Origin of the sequence: Streptomyces sp. NPDC046915, assembly GCF_040644935.1 — a bacterium.
Classification (GTDB): domain Bacteria; phylum Actinomycetota; class Actinomycetes; order Streptomycetales; family Streptomycetaceae; genus Streptomyces.
Genome location: NZ_JBEYXB010000013.1, coordinates 210386 through 228832, shown reverse-complemented (window position 1 = coordinate 228832; position 18447 = coordinate 210386). Strand labels below are relative to the sequence as shown.

Here is an 18447-nt window from a genome sequence, read left to right as displayed (position 1 = left end):
TGGGGGCGACCGGGTCCTGCCGTTCAAGGGCAGGACCGCCGGGGTCCGGGTTTCGGGGGACGAGCGTCGGGGCAGCAGCCCATGCTCCGCCGTTGATCTGACACCATTCCCCGGGGGCCCCGTTCGGCGGATGGACGGAGCTCGTTTGAACAGGCACGCGACCAGGGGACGGATGGGACCGCGCAGTGCGGGGCTACGAGAGCCAGGAGCGAGAGCCGGCGGCTGACGTCGACCACCTCTCTCGGTTCGAGGCCGAGATGAAGCGGCTGAAGACCGAGCGGGAAAAGGCGATCCAGCACGCCGAGGACCTCGGCTACCAGGTCGAGGTGCTGCGCGCCAAGTTGCACGAGGCGCGGCGCACCATCATGTCCCGGCCCGACTTCGCCGGCGGCGACCTCGGCTATCAGGCCGAGCAGTTGCTGCGCAATGCCCAGATCCAGGCCGATCAGCTGCGCCAGGACGCCGAACGGGAGCTGAGCCAGGCCCGCGCCCAGACCCAGCGCATCCTCCAGGAGCACGCCGAGCAGGCCGCCCGGCTCCAGGCCGAGCTGCACGCCGAGGCCGTGGCCCGCCGCCAGCAGCTGGACCAGGAGCTCGCCGAGCGGCGCCAGACGGTCGAGTCGCACGTCAACGAGAACGTGGCGTGGGCCGAGCAGCTGCGCGCCCGCACCGAGTCCCAGGCCCGCCGGCTCCTCGACGAGTCCCGCGCCGAGGCCGAGCAGTCCATGGCCGCCGCCCGCAGCGAGGCCGAACGGCTGACCGCGGAGGCCCGGCAGCGGCTCCAGAGCGACGCCGAGGCGGCCCGCGCGGAGGCCGAGCAGCTGCTGCGCCGCGCCCGCACGGACGCCGAGCGGCTGCTGAACGCCGCCTCCACCCAGGCGCAGGAGGCCACCGACCACGCCGAGCAGCTGCGCAGCTCCACCGCGACGGAGTCCGACACGGCCCGCCGCCAGGCCGGCGAGCTGAGCCGGGCCGCCGAGCAGCGCATGACCGAGGCGGACGACGCCCTGCGCAAGGCGCAGACCGAGGCCGAGAAGCTGGTCACGGAGGCCAAGGAGGCCGCGGCCAAGGCGCTCTCCAGCGCCGAGTCCACCAACGAGCAGCGCACGCGCACGGCGAAGGAGCAGGTCGCCCGGCTGGTCGAGGAGGCCACCAAGGAGGCCGAGAACACCAGGACCGAGGCCGAGCAGCGGGTCGCGGACGCCCGCGCCGAGGCCGAGAAGATCGTCGCGGAGGCCACCGAGAAGGCCCGTACGCTCACCGCCGAGGAGAGCGCGACCCAGCTGTCCAAGGCGGCCAAGACCGCCGAGGACGTGCTGAACAAGGCGGCCGAGGAAGCCCGGAACACCACCAAGGCCGCGGCCGAGGAGGCCGAGCGGATCCGCCGCGAGGCCGAGGCCGAGGCGGACCGGCTGCGCGGCGAGGCGCACGACATCTCCGAGCAGCTCAAGGGTGCGGCGAAGGACGACACCAAGGAGTACCGCGCCAAGACGGTCGAGCTCCAGGAGGAGGCCCGCCGGCTGCGCGGCGAGGCCGAGCAGCTGCGCTCCGACGCGGTCGCCGAGGGCGAGCGCATCCGCGCCGAGGCCCGGCGTGAGGCCGTGGCGCAGATCGAGGAGGCGGCCAGGTCCGCCGAGGAGCTGCTGGCCAAGGCGAAGGCGGACGCGGACGAGCTCCGGCAGAAGGCCACGACGGACAGCGAGAAGGTCCGCACGGAGGCCATCGAGCGGGCGACGACGCTGCGCCGGCAGGCCGAGGAGACCCTGGAGCGCACCCGCGCGGAGGCCGAGCGCAACCGCGAGGAAGCGGTGGAGCTCGCCGAGACCATCACCTCGAACGCCGAGCAGGCCGCGCGCGAGCTGCGCGACGAGGCCGAGCGGGCGGCCGAGGCCCGACGGGCGGAGGCCGCCGAGGAGCTGGCCCGGCTGCACGGGGAGGCTCAGGCGCGGCTCGCGTCCGCCGAGCAGGCCCTGACGGACGCCCGCGAGGAGGCCGCGCGGATCCGCCGGGAGACCGGCGAGGAGACCGAGCGGCTGCGCGCGGAGGCCGCCGAGCGGATCCGTACGCTCCAGCAGCAGGCGGAGACGGAGGCCGAGCGGCTGCGTGACGAGGCCGCGTCGGACGCGTCCGCGTCCCGGGCGGAGGGCGAGGCCATCGCCGTACGCCTGAGGTCGGAGGCCGCGGCCGAGGCGGAGCGGCTGAAGTCGGAGGCCCAGGACACCGCCGACCGGGTGCGGGCGGAGGCGCAGGCCGCCGCCGAGCGGCTGGCCACGGAGGCGTCCGAGACGCTGGCAGCCGCCCAGGAGGAGGCCGCCCGCCGTCGCCGCGAGGCCGAGGAACTGCTCGGTGCCGCGCGCGGCGAGGCCGACCAGGAGCGTGAGCGGGCCCGCGAGCAGAGCGAGGAGCTGCTGGCCTCCGCGCGCCGGCGCGTGGAGGACGCACAGGCCGAGGCGGTCCGGCTGGTGGAGGAGGCCGACCGGCGCGCCACCGAGATGGTGTCGGCGGCCGAGCTCCACGCCCAGCAGGTGCGGGACTCCGTCGCCGGGCTGCACGAGCAGGCGCAGGAGGAGATCACCGGCCTGCGCTCCGCCGCGGAGCACGCGGCGGACCGTACCCGGCGGGAGGCCGAGGAGGAGGCGGACCGGGTCCGCGCCGACGCCTACGCCGAGCGGGAGCGGGCGAGCGAGGACGCGGGCCGGCTGCGGCGCGAGGCGCAGGACGAGTCGGAGGCCGCCAGGGCGCTCGCCGAGCGGACGACGACGGAGGCCATCGCCGAGGCCGAGCGGCTGCGTACGGAGGCGGCGGCGCACGCCCAGCGGGTGCGGACGGAGGCGTCGGACGCGCTGGCCGAGGCCGACCAGTCCGCGGCGCGCGCCCGTGCGGAGGCCCGGGACGACGCCAACCGGATCCGTTCGGACGCGGCGACGCAGGCGGACACGCTCATCACCGAGGCGCGCAACGAGGCCGAGCGGCTCCAGACCGAGACGATCGCCGAGGCGGAGCGGCTCCAGTCGGAGACGGCCACCGAGGCCGAGCGGGTACGGGCCGAGGCGGTGGCCAAGGCCGAGAAGCTCATCTCGGACGCCTCCGGCGACGCGGAGCGGCTGCGTGCCGAGGCGGCCGAGACGGTCGGGTCCGCACAGCAGCACGCGGAGCGGATCCGCACCGAGTCGCAGCGGCTCAAGGCGGACGCGGAGGCGGAGGCCGAGCGGAGGGTGTCGGCCGCCCGCGAGGAGTCCGAGCGGACGCTGGACGAGGCCCGCAAGGACGCCAACAAGCGGCGTTCGGAGGCGGCCGAGCAGGTCGACACGCTGATCACGGAGACCACGGCCGAGGCCGACAAGCTGCTGACCGAGGCGCAGCAGCAGGCGCAGAAGACCACCGCGGACGCCGAGGCGCAGGCCGACACGATGGTGGGCGTGGCTCGCCAGGAGGCCGAGCGCGTGGTGTCCGAGGCGCGGGTCGAGGGCAACTCCACGGTGGAGAAGGCCCGCACGGACGCGGACGAGCTGCTCGTCGGCGCCCGCCGGGACGCCACCGCGATCAGGGAGCGCGCGGAGGAACTGCGCGACCGGATCACGGCCGACATCGAGGGGCTGCACGAGCGGGCCCGCCGCGAGGCCGCCGAGACGATGAAGTCGACCGGCGACCGCTGCGACGCGCTGATCAAGGCCGCCGAGGAGCAGCACGCCAAGGCGCAGGCCAAGGCCAAGGAGATCGTCTCGGAGGCCAACTCCGAGGCGGGCAAGGTCCGTATCGCGGCGGTGAAGAAGGCGGAGGGGCTGCTCAAGGAGGCCGAGCAGAAGAAGTCCTCGCTCGTCAGGGAGGCCGAGGAGCTCAAGGCCGAGGCGATCCGCGAGGCGAGGCGGACGGTCGAGGAGGGCAAGCGCGAGCTGGAGGTCCTGGTGCGCCGGCGCGAGGACATCAACGCCGAGATCTCCCGTGTCCAGGACGTGCTGGAGGCGTTGGAGTCCTTTGAGACCCCGTCGTCCGGGAAGGACGGCGGAGTCAAGGCGGGTGCCACCGTGGGGCCGCCTCGATCGGGTGGCAAGTCGTCAGACAGCTAGCGGACAGGGTTGGTTCGATGTCTTCTGGGCGCTTTGGTCCGTCCTCGGCGAGATCATTTGCAACTCATCCGGGCGTCAGCCACTCAAAAGAGGTGTCATTCTCCAGATCAAACACGTATCCGCTCGATGACACACCGCTTCGGCCCCTAGGATTCGACCTATCACCTCACCGGTCTCATTCGACAGGAACCCCATGAGCGACACTTCCCCCTACGGCTTCGAGCTTGTGCGGCGTGGATACGACCGCGCTCAGGTGGACGAACGAATCTCCAAGCTCGTCTCCGACCGTGACAGCGCTCTCGCCCGCATCACCGCTCTGGAAAAGCGCATCGAAGAGCTCCACCTCGAGACGCAGAACGCCCAGGCCCAGATCACCGACGCGGAGCCGTCGTACGCGGGTCTCGGCGCGCGGGTCGAGAAGATCCTCCGCCTCGCCGAGGAAGAGGCCAAGGATCTGCGTGAGGAGGCCCGGCGCGCGGCCGAGCAGCACCGTGAGCTCGCGGAGTCGGCGGCCCAGCAGGTTCGCAACGACGCAGAATCGTTCGCTGCGGAGCGCAAGGCGAAGGCGGAGGACGAGGGCGTCCGGATCGTCGAGAAGGCCAAGAGCGACGCCTCCCAGCTGCGCTCCGAGGCGCAGAAGGACGCGCAGTCCAAGCGCGAGGAGGCGGACGCCCTCTTCGAGGAGACCCGCGCCAAGGCGGCGCAGGCCGCCGCCGACTTCGAGACGAACCTGGCCAAGCGCCGCGAGCAGTCCGAGCGCGACCTGGCCTCGCGTCAGCAGAAGGCGGAGAAGCGCCTCGCGGAGATCGAGCACCGCGCCGAGCAGCTGCGCCTGGAGGCGGAGAAGCTGCGCACCGACGCCGAGCGCCGTGCCCGCCAGACCGTCGAGACGGCCCAGCGCCAGGCCGAGGACATCGTGGCCGACGCCAACGCCAAGGCCGACCGCATCCGCTCGGAATCCGAGCGCGAGCTCGCGGCGCTGACCAACCGCCGCGACAGCATCAACGCCCAGCTGACGAACGTCCGCGAGATGCTCGCCACGCTCACGGGCGCCGCGGTGGCCGCGGCCGGTTCGCCGGCCGAGGACGAGCCGATCTCCCGCGGGGTGCCGGCCCAGCAGTCCCGGTAACACCCGGACGCTCGGCGACCGAACACAGCCGAAGCCCTCTGCCACTCCCCCGGTGGCAGGGGGCTTCGTCCCGTTCTAGCGTGACCGCATGATCGAGCTGGACGGGCTGACCAAGCGGTACGGCGAGACGCTGGCGGTGGACGGTCTGAGCTTCGCCGTGCGGCCGGGCATCGTCACGGGCTTCCTCGGGCCGAACGGGGCCGGGAAGTCCACGACCATGCGGATGATCCTGGGGCTCGACCATCCCACCGCCGGGGACGTCCGGATCGACGGCAGGCACTACGACCGGCTGAAGGACCCGCTGACGTACATCGGGGCGCTGCTGGACGCCAAGGCCGTGCACGGGGGCCGGAGCGCGTACAACCACCTGCTGTGCCTCGCGCAGAGCAACGGGGTCCCGAAGAGCCGGGTGCGGGAGGTGCTGGACACGGTCGGGCTGACCTCGGTGGCGCGGAAGAAGGCCAAGGGGTTCTCGCTGGGGATGGGGCAGCGGCTCGGGATCGCGGGGGCGCTGCTCGGCGATCCGCGGATCCTGATGTTCGACGAGCCGGTCAACGGGCTCGACCCGGAGGGCATCCACTGGATCCGCACCCTGATGAAATCGCTGGCCGCGCAGGGGCGGACGGTGTTCGTCTCGAGCCATCTGATGAGCGAGATGGCACTGACCGCCGATCATCTGGTGGTCATCGGGCAGGGGCGGCTGCTGGCGGACACCTCCATGGCCGAGTTCATCCGGCGGAACGCGCGGGCGTACGTGCGGGTCCGCTGTCCCGAACCGGAGCGGCTGCTGGACGTGCTGCACGGGGCCGGGATCACGGTCGTGGAGACGGGCGGCGGGGCGCTGGAGGTGGACGGCGGGAAGGCCGAGCTCATCGGCGAGCTGGCCGCCGAGCACCGGATCGCGCTGCACGAGCTGAGTCCGCAGCAGGCGTCCTTGGAGGAGGCGTTCATGAGGCTGACGGCGGAGTCGGTGGAGTACCACGCGCACAGCGACACCGCGCCCGTGCCGCGAGGCTGGGGCGCCGACCGGCAGAAGGGCGTGTGACGTCATGGCCGCCGTGGAGGTCGTCCGGTCCGAGTGGACCAAGATCCGGTCCGTCGCGTCCACGGTGTGGACGCTGTCCCTCGCCGTGGTGGTCACCGTCGCCCTCGGCGGGCTGATCTCGGCGTTGTCGAGGAGCCAGTACGACAGGATGCCGGTGCGGGAGCGGCTCTCCTACGACCCCACGCTGGTCAGTTTCGCGGGCATGACCCTCGGGCAGCTCGCGCTGATCGTGTTCGGGGTGCTGGTGGTGTCCAACGAGTACAGCACCGGCATGATCCGCACCTCGCTGGCGGCCGTACCGCGGCGCGGCACCTTCCTGTTCAGCAAGATCGCGGTGGCCGCCGGGCTCGCGCTGGTCGTCGCCTTCGCCACCAGCTTCGCCGCCTTCTTCCTCGGGCAGTCCGTGCTCGGCCCCCACCGGGCACAGCTGGGCGACCCCGGGGTGCTGCGCGCGGTGATCGGCGGCGGGCTCTACATGACCCTCATCACCGTCTTCTCCATGGGCGTCGCCGCGATGCTGCGCTCACCGATGCTGTCGCTCGGCATCCTGATGCCGTTCTTCTTCCTCATCTCCAACATCCTCGGCAACGTCGACGCCACGAAGAAGATCGGCCGCTACCTCCCCGACCAGGCCGGCAGCCGCATCATGCAGGTAGTCCCCCGCCTCGGCGACGACACCCCGTACGGCCCCTGGGGCGGGCTGGGGATCATGGCGCTGTGGGTGGTCGCGGCGGTGGCGGGCGGCTATGTCCTGCTGCGGAAGCGGGATGCCTAGCGCCCGCAGCGCCACTGCATCTGGCGCACGCTGCGCACGACTCCAGAAGACCGGCCGACACCCCCCGACCAGCACCGGCAACCGCATCACGCAGGCAGTCCCCCGCCTCGGCGACGACACCCCGTACGGCCCCTGGGGCGGGCTGGGGATCATGGCGCTGTGGGTGATCGCGGCGGTGGCGGGCGGCTATGTCCTGCTGCGGAAGCGGGATGCCTAGCGGTTGTCGGGATATGGGTGGTTAGCCTGCTATGTGCCGCGGAGAAGGCGGGGCGCATAGCGTTCGTAGCTTTACTCTCCCTTGGGCGGAACCGTCAGCGCCCGGATATCCTCCTAACCCTTACGGGGGCGTGTGCCCTGCTGTCCTGATCCTTTCGATGGGTGCGGAGCATGATCGAGGCTGTCGGCCTGACCAAGCGCTACGGCGACAAGACCGCCGTGTACAACCTTTCCTTCCAGGTGCGACCGGGCGCAGTGACCGGCTTCCTCGGGCCCAACGGCTCGGGCAAGTCGACCACCATGCGGATGATCCTCGGCCTGGACAACCCGACCGCGGGCACGGTGACGATCGGCGGCTATCCCTACCGCAAGCTGCCCAACGCACCCCGCCAGGTCGGCGCGCTGCTCGACGCCAAGGCCGTGCACGGCGGCCGGCACGCCCGCAACCACCTGCTGTGCCTGGCCCAGCTGTCGGGCATCCCGGCCCGCCGGGTGGACGAGGTGCTCGGGGTCGTCGGCCTTCAGGAAGTGGCGAAGAAGCGGTCGAAGGGCTTCTCCCTCGGCATGGGGCAGCGCCTCGGCATCGCGGCCGCGCTGCTCGGCGACCCGCAGGTGCTGCTGTTCGACGAGCCGGTCAACGGCCTCGACCCCGAGGGCATCCTCTGGGTCCGCAACCTGATGAAGGCGCTGGCGGCGGAGGGACGGACCGTGTTCGTCTCCAGCCACCTGATGAGCGAGATGGCACTGACCGCCGACCACCTCATCGTCATCGGCCGCGGACAGCTGCTCGCCGACATGAGCGTGAAGGACTTCATCTCGGCCAACTCGGCCGACTTCGCGCGGGTCCGCACGCCGGACACCGAGCCGCAGCTGCGGGAGAAGCTGACCTCCGCGCTCACCGAGGCCGGCGGACACGTGCTGCCGGAGCAGGACGGCGCGCTGCGTATCACCGGGCTGCCGCTGCCCCGCATCAGCGACCTCGCGCACGAGGCGGACGTACGGCTGTGGGAGCTGTCCCCGCATCAGGCCTCGCTGGAAGAGGCGTACATGCGGATGACCCAGGGCGCCGTGGACTACCGCTCGACCATCGACCAGAAGGCGGGCCTCCAGCAGCCGCTGCCGCCCGGCGCCCAGCCGCCCATGCCGGTCCCGGGCCAGGGCCAGCCGGGCTGGTACGCCCCGCCGCCGCCCCAGCAGGGCGGGGCCCCCACGGGGCCGTACGGCGGTCCTGCGGCACCCGCGGGGGCGTACGGCGCTCCCGCTGCCGGTCAGCCGAATCCTTACGCCCAGCCGCCCGCGCAGGCGCCCGCCGCCCCGGCGACCCCGCCCGCTCCGCAGCAGCCGGCCGCAGAATCGTCCAAGCCCGCCGACTCCGCCCCCGCCGACCTGACCAAGCCCGAGGACGCCCGATGAGCACCCACCAGCCCCCGATGCCGCAGGCAGCCGCCGCCGCGCCCGAGTGGCAGGCGGCGCCCGGAGCCTCGTATCCCGGATACACCTCGCCGATCCCGGTGGTGCGCACCCACCTCGGGAACGCGATCGCCTCCGAGTGGACGAAGATCAAGTCGGTGCGCTCCACGATGTGGACGCTGGGCGTGTTCGTGCTGCTCGTGATCGGCATCGGGCTGGCCGCCGGCGCACTGGTGTCGAGCAACTCCTCCTCGTCGGACCTGGAGGGCCAGAACCCCCTCGGCCTCGGCTTCTTCGGGCTGCTGCTGGGCAGCATGTGCCTCATCACGCTCGGCGTGATGACCACGGCCTCGGAGTACGGCACCGGCATGATCCGCACCACGATGGTCGCCTGCCCGAGCCGGGGACGGGTGCTCGCGGCGAAGGCGATCGTGTTCTTCGTCGTCGCCTTCGTGGTCACCCTGGCGTCGGCCTCCTTCGTCGCCATGACCCAGGTGTCCATGCTCGGCAGCACCGGCGCCAAGGACCCGTCCGGCGAGGAGTGGCTGAAGGCCACGGTCGGCGTGAGCCTCTACCTCGCCCTGCTCGGACTGCTCTCGCTCGTGATCGGCTCGATCATCCGGCACTCGGCGGGCGCGATCACCATCATGATCGGTGCCGTGCTCGCCCCGCTGGTGATCGCGCTGTTCATGTTCTCCGACTCGCTGTCGGACCTGCGCGAGAAGCTGGTCGAGTACTCGATCCCGAACGAGCTGAGCGTCTTCTACTCCAACTCCCTCAGCCAGTCCGGCCCGTCCGGCTGGGACCCGCTGTGGATCATGCTGGGCGTGACGGCCGTCGCGTTCGGCGCGGCGTTCGCGCTGCTTCAGAAGCGGGACGTGTGATCTGGGGGTTCTCAGAACCTCGGCGCGTTACGGGACCGCTGCACCCGCGTGGTGCGGCGGTCCTTCGCGTTCCAGCACGCCTTGTGCCAGTGGCGGCGGTCGTCGACGCCCGAGTGCTCCGGCCAGGCCACGAGGTGCGGGACGCCGGAGGAGATCACCTGGTCGCAGCCCGGACAACGGTAGGTCTTGCCCTCCGCGCTGGCCCCGGCCACATGCCGCACGCTCCACTCCTCGCCCCGCCAGTTCTCCGTGGACTGCCAGCCTCCGTACCGGTCGGCGCGGTCGTCCTCGGCGCTCCGGCCGGACGCGGCCGTGTCCTTGGGGCCCTTGGGACGGTTGCGACGCGGGGACACGGGACACCTCACGGGGCTCTACAGGAAGCTCGGGCTGTTTCCAGCCTACGCGTCACGGACGGGGGTACGCGTAGGGAACCAACCCCCACAAGTCCCCCTGCCCGCCGACCCATTCTGCAGACAATCCGCAAATCCCTTCGCCAGGCCGTGTCCTCGGCACGTGTCGCACGGTTATGCCGGGTGGGGGAGCTCCGGGTCGGAGCCAAGGAAGCAGGAAAAAAGCAATGCGCGTAGGAAGTTTTGTGCTGGCCGCCCAGTTCCCTGGGCAGGGCCAGGGAGAGGCGCTGCACCGGGCGGTCCGCTCGGCACAGGTCTCCGAGGAGGCGGGCCTCGACGCGGTCTGGCTGGCCGAGCACCACTTCGTGCCGTACGGCACGTGCCCGTCCGCGATCACCCTGGCCGCCTTACTGCTGGGCCGCACCCACCGCATCCGGGTCGGCACGGCGGTCAGCGTACTGCCCACCGTGCACCCGGTCGCCCTCGGCGAACAGGCCGCGCTGCTGCATGTGACCAGCGGCGGCCGCTTCACGCTCGGCGTGGGGCGCGGCGGCCCGTGGGTGGACCTGGAGGTCTTCGGCGCCGGCCTCGCCGCCTACGAGCACGGATTCCCGGAATCACTCGATCTGCTGGTGCGCTGGCTGCGCGAACCGGCGGTGGCGGCCTCGGGCGAACGGTTCTCCTTCCGTGAGGTCCCCGTCGTACCGCGCCCCTCGGAGGCGCTGACGGACCTCCCCGGTCCCGAGGTCGTCGTCGCCTGCACCTCCCCGTCGAGCGTGCGGCTGGCGGCCGAGCGCGGGCTGCCGATGCTGCTCGGGATGCACGTCGGGGACGAGGAGAAGGCCGAGATGATCGCCCTGTGGCGGCGGCACGCGCGGGAGGCCGGGCGGCCGGCCGGGGAGATCGCCCACGCAGCCCATGTGTCGGCCGGCGTCTGCCAGATCGCGGACACGCGCACCGACGCGGCGGAGACGCTGCTGAAGGCGATGCCGGGCTGGCTGAAGCAGGGCCTGGAGGCCCATGTGACGGTGGACGGCCGGGCACGGGCGATGCGCGACCCGCTGGCCTACACCGAACTGCTCTGCGGACTGCACCCGGTCGGCACCCCCCGGCTGTGCGTCGATCGCCTCACGGCGACCTCGGAGCGCACCGGCATCTCCCGCTTCGCCCTGCTCGTGGAGGGCTCCGGGGACCTGGCGGCCACGGAGGAGAACGTACGAAGGCTGGGTGCCGAGGTCCTGACTCATCTGCGTTGACCGGGCAACTCCCTTTCCCGGTGCGGGGCTTGCCGCTCCAGTACTGATTGCACCTCCCGCGGGTGGAGCGGCAAGCAGCGGCTCACTGCGTCAGCAGCTGGTGGGCTCCGCGTCAGCAGTCCCTGAGGTCCGGGGACTGGTTCAGCAGTTGACTGCGCACCGAGGTGAAGCGGGCCAGACGCGCGTCGACCGAGGCGTCCAACGGGAACACCGCCACCCGGTGGCAGTTCTGGAACGCCAGCCGCACACCGAAGTGCCGCTGGAGCGCGCCGCGTATCGCGTCACTGGCGAGCGCGCGCAGCAGCTGACCGCGTGCCTGCTCGTCCGGCGGGGGCGTCTGGTTGTCGGCGAAGTCTCCGCCATCCACCTTCAGCTGGGCCACCAGGGAGCTGATCATCTCCCATGCGTAGGGCAGGGAGGTCCGGACGCAGTCGACGAAGGCTGCTTCGTCGACCTCGCCTCGCTCGGCCTGTTCGAGTAGGGCCGGTGAGACGTCGAGCGACATGGGTACTCCTCTCGCACCCCCGAACAGCGGGGGTTGCCGGACAGGTAAGGGAGTTCGCGATACCGAACACTCTGAGTACACACATCGCGACCTCCTGTTTACTACGGTAGGCAGCGGACGGTGACGGCACCAGCAGAATGCGTACATGTGCCGATCCCTTTAGGCCCACAATCGGCCAGGTATGAACGCGTGTTTCCAAAGCAAAAGGGGCGGCCCGGAGGGCCTCGGTTGAGGGCGGTGGCGGGAGACGGGAGGGCGAATCGCGTGGGCCCGTGTGGGTCGAGTAGCGTTGCCGACCATGCGTCTCGTCATTGCCCGGTGCTCGGTCGACTACGCCGGCCGGCTCACCGCTCACCTCCCCACGGCCCCCCGCCTGATCCTGGTCAAGGCGGACGGCAGCGTCTCGATCCACGCGGACGACCGGGCGTACAAGCCCCTCAACTGGATGTCGCCGCCCTGCACGCTGAAGGAGGAACCGGCCGACTCCGAGGAGACGCCGGGCGTCTGGACCGTCACCAACAAGGCGGGCGAGAAACTGATCATCACGATGGAGGAGATCCTCCACGACTCCTCGCACGAGCTCGGCGTGGACCCCGGCCTGATCAAGGACGGCGTGGAAGCGCATCTCCAGGAACTGCTCGCCGACCGCATCGAAACGCTCGGCGACGGCTACACGCTGATCCGGCGTGAGTACATGACCGCGATCGGCCCGGTCGACATCCTGTGCCGGGACGCCGACGGCCAGACCGTCGCCGTGGAGATCAAGCGGCGCGGCGAGATCGACGGGGTGGAGCAACTCACCCGCTATCTGGAGCTGTTGAACCGCGATCCGCATCTCGCCCCCGTCCGCGGCATCTTCGCCGCCCAGGAGATCAAGCCGCAGGCCCGCGTCCTCGCCACGGACCGCGGCATCGGCTGCCAGGTGCTGGACTACGACGCGATGCGCGGCATCGAGGACGACAAGCTGCGGCTGTTCTGAGGCGCGCCGCCGTACGGACGGAGGTGAGGGCCGGGCCCGGACGGGGCCCGGCCCTCACCCGTGTCACATCACCGGGCCCGTACCGCTGCTCTCCGGGGCGCTCGCCGAACTGCTCGTCGCCGCCGGGGCGCTGGAGGCGGGGCCGCTCGCCGTGTCCGACGTGGACGGGGTGGAGGTCGCCGTGCCCGTGGGACTGGTCGTCGGCGTCCCGGTCGGCGTCGGTGTCGAGGACTTGGTCGGCGTCGAGGACGGAGTCGACCTGGTCGGCGTCGAGGACGGGGTCGACGGCTTGGACGACGTCGGCTTCGACGGTGTGCTCGGCGAACCGCCGCCGCCCGTCCCCTTCGTACCGCTCGGGTCGTCCGAGGGCCGGGGCGGGTCCGCGGTCGGCGTCGGGTCGTCCGCCGTGCCGTAGGTGCCGTCGGGGCCGGGATCCGTCGGGCGGCTGACCGCCGTGCGGGTGTCGCCCCTGCCGCCGCCGCTGCTCTTCTTCGGCGTGTCCGCGCCCAGGTTGCCCTCGTCGGTGCCCTCGCTGGCGGACGGGTTGACGCTCACGTTGTTCGCCGGTTTGTCCGCGTTGTCGTTCGAGGTCATGCCGAGGGTCACCACGGTGCCGAGGACGGCGGCGAGCAGCGCGCCCGAGCCGGCCGCGACGAGGTTGCGCCGGGCCAGCCGCCGGATGCCGCCGCCGCTGTGGACCTTGGGCAGCTGCGTGGTGGCCGCGACCCGGTGGGTGACCAGCGTGTCGTCGGTGGGCAGCTGGAGCTGCGGGAACGGGGCCAGGATCCCGCCCGGGGGCGAGGCCGACTCCTCGTAGCGGGCGTCGGGCACCTCCTCGCCGGCCATCGCCGCGAACCCGGGCACATCGCCCGCGCGGTCGGCGACCAGGGCGAGGGCGCGGCGGCCGACGACGGTGCCGCGCTTGTCGGCGAGGGCGCCGCGCAGGCCGATGGACGCCTCGAGTTCGGCGCGGGCCCGGTCGAGCTGGCCGGAACAGAGCGCGAAGATGCCCAGTTCGTGGTGGAAATAGGCCTGTTCGGTCACCTCTCCGGCGAGCCGGGAGACCTCGGCGCCGGCGCGCAGCGCCCGCTCCCAGGCGCTCCAGTGCAGTCCGGCGGCGAAGGCGGGCGCGGCGGTGCGGGCGAGCTCGACGGCGATGCTCTCCTCGCCCTCGGCGGGCGGTGTGGTCAGCGGTCCCAGGACGGTCAGCGCGGCGAGCACCGCGTCGGCCTCGGCGCACACCCGCTCGGGCGTGACGGAGGGGTGCCCGGCCCACCAGGTGTAGTGCTGGGCGGCGGCGCGGGCGGCGTCCGTGACCTCGCCGGCGTATCCGGCGGTCTCCAGCTGGGTCTGCACGCCGGCCGCGAGGCGGTAGCGGGGGCCCACCGGGGTGACCAGTCCGCAGGAGGCGAGTTCACCGAGGGCCGCGTCCGCGTGGGTGTCGCCGACCAGTGCGGGCAGATGCGCCTGGTGCGGGACCTCGCCGCCGAGCGCGACGGCGAAGCGCAGGGTGGCGCGGGCGGAGGCGCTCAGCCGGGAGGCGAGCAGCCGTGCGGGCGCGGCGGCCTCGCCGAGCGACGGGAGGGGGATGTCCTCGCCGTCGTCGGCGTCGGTGTCGAGCGGGGTGTCGAAGGGGGCGTCGACCGGGTGCCGTACGTCCTCGAAGACCCCGAGGTCGTCCACGACGCCCGCGCTGGTCCGCAGTTGGTCGCGCTGCATGAGCAGGGCACCGGCCTGGACGAACCGCAGGGGCAGGCCCTCGGACTCGAACCAGAGGTCACCGGCCCAGTTGGCCTCCTCCTCGGTGAGGACGCGGCCGACCGCGCGCTCCAGGATCTCCACTCCCCCGGCGCGGTCCAGGCCGCCGAGGAAGACCTCCTCGACGGCCGAGTCGGCGGACGGGGCGGGCACGTCCGGGGTGGCGGAGATGAGGAAGGCGCACTCGGGGGTGGCGTCGAGGAGTTCGTCGAGGGCGGCGCCGCCGAACTCGATGTCGTCCAGGACGACGACCGCGCCGATCTCGCGCACCAGGTCGAGCAACTCGTCCGGGCCGGGGCGGTGCAGGGGTGCGTCGTAGACGGCGTGGCAGAGGTCGTGCAGCAGGTCGGCCGTCGTGCGGTGGAAGCCGGTGAGGCGGATCACGCCTTCGGGGGCGAGGTCCGAGCAGTCCTCGGCGACCAGGTCGAGCAGGGCGGTGCGGCCGGAGCCCGCCGGCCCGGTGAGGCGTACGGAACGGCCGCGGGCCAGCAGGCGTACCAGGCGCTCGCGTTCGTCCTGGCGTTCCAGGAGCGGCAGCGGGGGCTGGGTGGGTCCGGGCGGTACGGGTGCCCGGGCCGCGCGGTCGGTGGCGGCGCGCTCGGCGGCGGTGAGCTTGGCGGGCCTGCCCGGCTGTTCTCCCGGCGGGCAGGGCTCGATCTCGCTGCCGTCGACCGGGTTGACGGTGAGCAGGAAGTCGCCGGCGACGAGTTGCACCGTGCGGGCGAGCGCCGGCGCGCTCTGGCCGAAGTCGTTGGTGAGGGATTCCCTGGGCGGGCGCTGACGCGGCGCGGAGCCGGCTGTGTCATGGCCGTGGTCCTCGGGTCCCCGGTTGATCGGGTCCATAGGTGTTAGCCCCCCAAAAGCGTCGTGTGCCCGTGTCCGGCCCCTCCCGGCCTGCTGCACACCGCGCTGTCGCTTCTGGTCCGGGCCCGCTCGAGGGTTGCGAGGCAGCGGGCGACCGAACCCTAAACCTTCGCACAGTATCTACGACAGTCCGGGGTGGCGCGCGGTGCGCGACGTCACAGTCTCGTGAGGATTGCACGTGACGTGCGGTTCGGCAGCTCCGCCCGGGTCTCCCTCGTCGCCCGTTTCACACCCGGTCGCGGCGTCCCACGCGGGTGTCACACCCGGGGCAGCGACTCCACGCCGATGCCGCCCTCGATCGCCAGGATCCGGTGCAGCCGGGTGGCCACCAGCAGGCGCTGCATCTGCGGCGGTACGCCGCGCAGCACCAGGCGGCGGCCGCAGCGGCCGGCCCGCCGGTGGGCACCCATGATCACCCCGAGTCCGGTGGCGTCCCAGGAGTCCAGCTCGGACAGGTCGAGCACCAGGTCGCCGACTCCGTCGTCGACGGCCGAGTGGAGGACCGTACGGGCGTCCGCCGCGCTGCGGACGTCGAGGCGGCCCCCGACGACCAGCTCGGCGTGGTCGCCCCTGATGTACATATGCGCTCCCCGTGAGTGCGTCTCGTGCTCGGTGATGTCTGGTGATGCAACCTCTGACGGCGTTCAGCGGTCAGAGGTTGCCGTCTGTGAGCGAACCGATACCGAATTCACCCGCGGGAGTGAATCCCCCAGGTAGAGCTCAGTACTTGTAGAAGCCCTGCCCGCTCTTGCGCCCGATGTCACCGGCGTCCACCATCCGGCGCATCAGCTCCGGCGGGGCGAACTTCTCGTCCTGCGACTCGGTGTAGATGTTGCCGGTGGCGTGCAGCAGGATGTCGACGCCCGTGAGGTCGGCCGTGGCGAGCGGGCCCATGGCGTGGCCGAAGCCCAGCTTGCAGGCGATGTCGATGTCCTCGGCGCTGGCGACGCCCGATTCGTACAGCTTCGCCGCCTCGACGACGAGGGCGGAGATGAGCCGGGTGGTGACGAAGCCGGCCACGTCCCGGTTGACGACGATGCAGGTCTTGCCGACGGACTCGGCGAACTCCCGTGCGATGGCGAGGGTTTCGTCGCTGGTCTTGTAGCCGCGCACCAGCTCGCACAGCTGCATCATCGGGACCGGGGAGAAGAAGTGGGCGCCGACCACGCGCTCCGGGCGCTCCGTCACGGCCGCGATCTTGGTGATCGGGATGGCGGAGGTGTTGGAGGCGAGGACGGTGTCGTCGCGCACGATCTTGTCCAGGGTGCGGAAGATGTCGTGCTTGACTTCGAGCTTCTCGAAGACGGCCTCGACGACGATGTCCGCGTCGGCGACGGCGTCCAGGTCGGTGGTCGCGGTGATGCGAGCCAGGGCGGCGTCGGCGTCGTGCGCCTCCAGCTTGCCCTTGCTGACGAACTTGTCGTACGAGGCCTTGATGCCGTCGGTGCCACGCCCCAGTGCCTCGTCGGTGACGTCGCGCAGGACGACCTCCCAGCCCGCCTGAGCGGATACCTGGGCGATGCCGGATCCCATGAGACCGGCCCCGATGACGGCGAGCTTCCGTGCCACTCCGACTCCCCTTACACGCTGTTTACGGTTGCCTCTTCGGCGGACCATAGCGCTCGTGAGGGGCCGTGTGACCGGTAAGTAATGCGCGTCACGTCTCAATTGACGGACATCACACCGGCAGGGGTCAGGCCTCGCCTCGGACGGCGTAGTTGAGCACCTTCTCTCCCAACAACTCCTCTATGTCGTCGAGGAGGTCCAGTACCTCTCGTGACACTTCGCGTGGATCGCGCCCCTTGACCATCTCGCGCCCGATGACCGCCATGACCGCACTGTTGACCCACCCGATCTGACCGGCCATCAGGTACGGCTCCTCGTCGCCGTCCGCCGCACCGGTCTCCTCCCGCAGGGCCTGCTCCAGGTTGGCCTGGGCCTCCTGCATGACGCCCCACAGCCGGGAGCGCAGCGCGGGCGCCTCCTCGATGACCCGCATGAAGCGGGCATATCCGGGCATCAGCCCGACCCGGGGCGAAACCGCCTCGACCTCCTCGCGCAGTTCGCGCAGGACGGCCCCGGCCGCGGATTCACCCACGCCCCGACCGCGCACCCAGCGGGCGAGCCGGTCGATGAGGCCGGCGGAGCGGTCGAGGAAGAGGTCCTCCTTGGCCGGGAAGTAGTTGTAGACGGTGTTGACGGAGACATCGGCGGCCTCGGCGATCTCCGCGACCGTCACCGCGTCGAATCCGCGCTCGACGAACAGCCCCGTGGCGACATCCGAGATGTACTGCCGGGTCTGCCGCTTCTTCCGCTCCCTGAGTCCCTCGGCCATGTCCGAATCCTAGCTTCCTTGGCCTCCCTGAAATTTTGGTGTCGTTGCAAAATTTCAGAGACTCTGTTTTTCTGCTGCCATGACAGCAGTCATCAGCGCGGCCGGACTGGCCCGCACCTTCCGGACCAAGGCCGGCACGGTCGAGGCCGTACGCGGCATCGACCTCACCGTCCACGAGGGCGAGATCCTCGGCTTCCTCGGCCCCAACGGCGCCGGCAAGACGACCACCCTGCGGATGCTCACCACCCTGCTGGCTCCCACCGGCGGCACGGCCACGGTCGCGGGCCGCGACCTGGCGACCGACCCGGGCGGGGTGCGCAGGGCGTGCGGATACGTGGCGCAGTCCGGCGGCGTCGACCCGCAGATCTCCGTACGCGAGGAACTGGTCACCCAGGGCCGCCTCTACCGTCTGACAAGACGACAATCAGCCGAACGGGCCGAGGAATTGGCACGGGAACTCGGCCTGACCGAACTGCTCGACCGCAAGGCGGGCGCCCTGTCCGGCGGCCAGCGGCGGCGGCTGGACATCGCCATGGGCCTCACGCACCGCCCGCAGATCCTCTTCCTCGACGAACCGACCACGGGCCTCGACCCCGGCAGCCGCGCCGACCTGTGGGCCCTCATCCGCCGGCTGCGCGACGAACTCGGTACGACGGTCTTCCTCACCACCCACTACCTCGACGAGGCGGACGCCCTCGCCGACCGGCTGGTCGTCGTCGACGGGGGCGTGGTCGTGGCCGAGGGCACGCCGACCGCGCTCAAGCTCCGGTACGGCGGCTCGATCGACGCCTCGCTCCAGGACACCTTCCTCGCCATCACCGGCCGCGGGCCCTCCCCGGCCGACACCGCCCCCGTAGCCGTATAGGACCGCCAG

Annotated in this window: 15 protein-coding genes and 1 pseudogene; 10 read left to right on the top strand and 6 right to left on the bottom strand. The window is 71.8% G+C overall.

The genetic code is table 11. The features are described 5' to 3' along the window. Nucleotides 1-185 precede the first annotated feature (185 nt). The 7 genes and pseudogenes from scy (at nucleotide 186) to ABZ915_RS31045 (ending at nucleotide 9526) form a co-directional block, all read left to right on the top strand. Nucleotides 186-4067 (top strand): polarized growth protein Scy, encoded by a 3882-nt coding sequence (scy, locus tag ABZ915_RS31075; protein ID WP_361810092.1) that lies wholly within the window; start codon nucleotides 186-188, stop codon nucleotides 4065-4067. A 193-nt stretch (nucleotides 4068-4260) separates the two neighbouring features. Next, on the top strand, nucleotides 4261-5196 hold the full coding sequence (locus ABZ915_RS31070) for a cellulose-binding protein (RefSeq protein ID WP_361810090.1): 936 nt from the start codon (nucleotides 4261-4263) through the stop codon (nucleotides 5194-5196). An 88-nt stretch (nucleotides 5197-5284) separates the two neighbouring features. Further along, nucleotides 5285-6241, top strand: a complete 957-nt coding sequence (locus ABZ915_RS31065; RefSeq protein ID WP_361810088.1) for an ATP-binding cassette domain-containing protein — start codon at nucleotides 5285-5287, stop codon at nucleotides 6239-6241. A gap of 4 nt (nucleotides 6242-6245) precedes the next feature. Then, complete coding sequence (locus tag ABZ915_RS31060) at nucleotides 6246-7016, top strand: ABC transporter permease (protein WP_361810086.1); 771 nt, start codon at nucleotides 6246-6248, stop codon at nucleotides 7014-7016. Nucleotides 7017-7092: 76 nt separating this feature from the next. Next, nucleotides 7093-7233: pseudogene (locus ABZ915_RS31055) on the top strand (ABC transporter permease); the annotation flags it as partial. 170 nt (nucleotides 7234-7403) lie between these two features. Beyond that, nucleotides 7404-8645, top strand: a complete 1242-nt coding sequence (locus ABZ915_RS31050) for an ABC transporter ATP-binding protein (RefSeq protein WP_361810084.1) — start codon at nucleotides 7404-7406, stop codon at nucleotides 8643-8645. Then, nucleotides 8642-9526, top strand: coding sequence for an ABC transporter permease subunit (locus ABZ915_RS31045; RefSeq protein ID WP_361810082.1), 885 nt, complete (start codon nucleotides 8642-8644; stop codon nucleotides 9524-9526). The genes ABZ915_RS31050 and ABZ915_RS31045 overlap by 4 nt, the downstream gene beginning before the upstream one ends. An 11-nt stretch (nucleotides 9527-9537) precedes the next feature. Here ABZ915_RS31045 and ABZ915_RS31040 read toward each other — a convergent pair whose 3' ends face one another. Beyond that, complete coding sequence (locus tag ABZ915_RS31040) at nucleotides 9538-9879, bottom strand: ATP/GTP-binding protein (RefSeq protein ID WP_361810080.1); 342 nt, start codon at nucleotides 9877-9879, stop codon at nucleotides 9538-9540. A 224-nt stretch (nucleotides 9880-10103) separates the two neighbouring features. Between ABZ915_RS31040 and ABZ915_RS31035 the strand changes: the two genes are divergently transcribed. Continuing rightward, complete coding sequence (locus tag ABZ915_RS31035; protein ID WP_361810078.1) at nucleotides 10104-11132, top strand: LLM class flavin-dependent oxidoreductase; 1029 nt, start codon at nucleotides 10104-10106, stop codon at nucleotides 11130-11132. A 112-nt stretch (nucleotides 11133-11244) separates the two neighbouring features. Here the strand turns inward: ABZ915_RS31035 and ABZ915_RS31030 are convergent, their stop codons facing one another. Beyond that, nucleotides 11245-11637 (bottom strand): SCO5389 family protein, encoded by a 393-nt coding sequence (locus tag ABZ915_RS31030; RefSeq protein ID WP_361810076.1) that lies wholly within the window; start codon nucleotides 11635-11637, stop codon nucleotides 11245-11247. Nucleotides 11638-11935: 298 nt separating this feature from the next. Here ABZ915_RS31030 and nucS point away from each other — a divergent pair, with 298 nt between their 5' ends. Beyond that, on the top strand, nucleotides 11936-12616 hold the full coding sequence (gene nucS / locus ABZ915_RS31025) for an endonuclease NucS (RefSeq protein WP_361810074.1): 681 nt from the start codon (nucleotides 11936-11938) through the stop codon (nucleotides 12614-12616). Between the two features lie 63 nt (nucleotides 12617-12679). Here the strand turns inward: nucS and ABZ915_RS31020 are convergent, their stop codons facing one another. From ABZ915_RS31020 to ABZ915_RS31005, 4 genes are all read right to left on the bottom strand, one after another. Continuing rightward, on the bottom strand, nucleotides 12680-15217 hold the full coding sequence (locus ABZ915_RS31020) for an ATP-binding protein (protein ID WP_361810072.1): 2538 nt from the start codon (nucleotides 15215-15217) through the stop codon (nucleotides 12680-12682). Between the two features lie 278 nt (nucleotides 15218-15495). After that, nucleotides 15496-15819 (bottom strand): STAS domain-containing protein, encoded by a 324-nt coding sequence (locus ABZ915_RS31015; RefSeq protein ID WP_030672301.1) that lies wholly within the window; start codon nucleotides 15817-15819, stop codon nucleotides 15496-15498. Nucleotides 15820-15958: 139 nt separating this feature from the next. Then, nucleotides 15959-16807: a 3-hydroxyacyl-CoA dehydrogenase family protein gene (locus tag ABZ915_RS31010; RefSeq protein WP_361810070.1), complete on the bottom strand. Its 849-nt coding sequence runs from the start codon at nucleotides 16805-16807 to the stop codon at nucleotides 15959-15961. Nucleotides 16808-16931: 124 nt separating this feature from the next. Beyond that, nucleotides 16932-17573, bottom strand: coding sequence for a TetR/AcrR family transcriptional regulator (locus tag ABZ915_RS31005; protein WP_361810068.1), 642 nt, complete (start codon nucleotides 17571-17573; stop codon nucleotides 16932-16934). A gap of 79 nt (nucleotides 17574-17652) precedes the next feature. On the opposite strand from ABZ915_RS31005, the gene ABZ915_RS31000 reads away from it, so the two are divergent. Then, nucleotides 17653-18438, top strand: a complete 786-nt coding sequence (locus tag ABZ915_RS31000) for an ATP-binding cassette domain-containing protein (protein ID WP_361810066.1) — start codon at nucleotides 17653-17655, stop codon at nucleotides 18436-18438. Nucleotides 18439-18447: the final 9 nt, after the last annotated feature.

Excerpts from the sequence above, each read along its gene's own strand:
- ABZ915_RS31070 (WP_361810090.1), top strand. The coding sequence starts at position 4,261 with ATGAGCGACACTTCCCCCTACGGCTTCGAGCTTGTGCGGCGTGGATAC.
- ABZ915_RS31065 (WP_361810088.1), top strand. The coding sequence starts at position 5,285 with ATGATCGAGCTGGACGGGCTGACCAAGCGGTACGGCGAGACGCTGGCG.
- ABZ915_RS31060 (WP_361810086.1), top strand. The coding sequence starts at position 6,246 with ATGGCCGCCGTGGAGGTCGTCCGGTCCGAGTGGACCAAGATCCGGTCC.
- ABZ915_RS31050 (WP_361810084.1), top strand. The coding sequence starts at position 7,404 with ATGATCGAGGCTGTCGGCCTGACCAAGCGCTACGGCGACAAGACCGCC.
- ABZ915_RS31045 (WP_361810082.1), top strand. The coding sequence starts at position 8,642 with ATGAGCACCCACCAGCCCCCGATGCCGCAGGCAGCCGCCGCCGCGCCC.
- ABZ915_RS31035 (WP_361810078.1), top strand. The coding sequence starts at position 10,104 with ATGCGCGTAGGAAGTTTTGTGCTGGCCGCCCAGTTCCCTGGGCAGGGC.
- ABZ915_RS31030 (WP_361810076.1), bottom strand. The coding sequence starts at position 11,637 with ATGTCGCTCGACGTCTCACCGGCCCTACTCGAACAGGCCGAGCGAGGC.
- nucS (WP_361810074.1), top strand. The coding sequence starts at position 11,936 with ATGCGTCTCGTCATTGCCCGGTGCTCGGTCGACTACGCCGGCCGGCTC.
- ABZ915_RS31020 (WP_361810072.1), bottom strand. The coding sequence starts at position 15,217 with ATGGACCCGATCAACCGGGGACCCGAGGACCACGGCCATGACACAGCC.
- ABZ915_RS31015 (WP_030672301.1), bottom strand. The coding sequence starts at position 15,819 with ATGTACATCAGGGGCGACCACGCCGAGCTGGTCGTCGGGGGCCGCCTC.
- ABZ915_RS31005 (WP_361810068.1), bottom strand. The coding sequence starts at position 17,573 with ATGGCCGAGGGACTCAGGGAGCGGAAGAAGCGGCAGACCCGGCAGTAC.
- ABZ915_RS31000 (WP_361810066.1), top strand. The coding sequence starts at position 17,653 with ATGACAGCAGTCATCAGCGCGGCCGGACTGGCCCGCACCTTCCGGACC.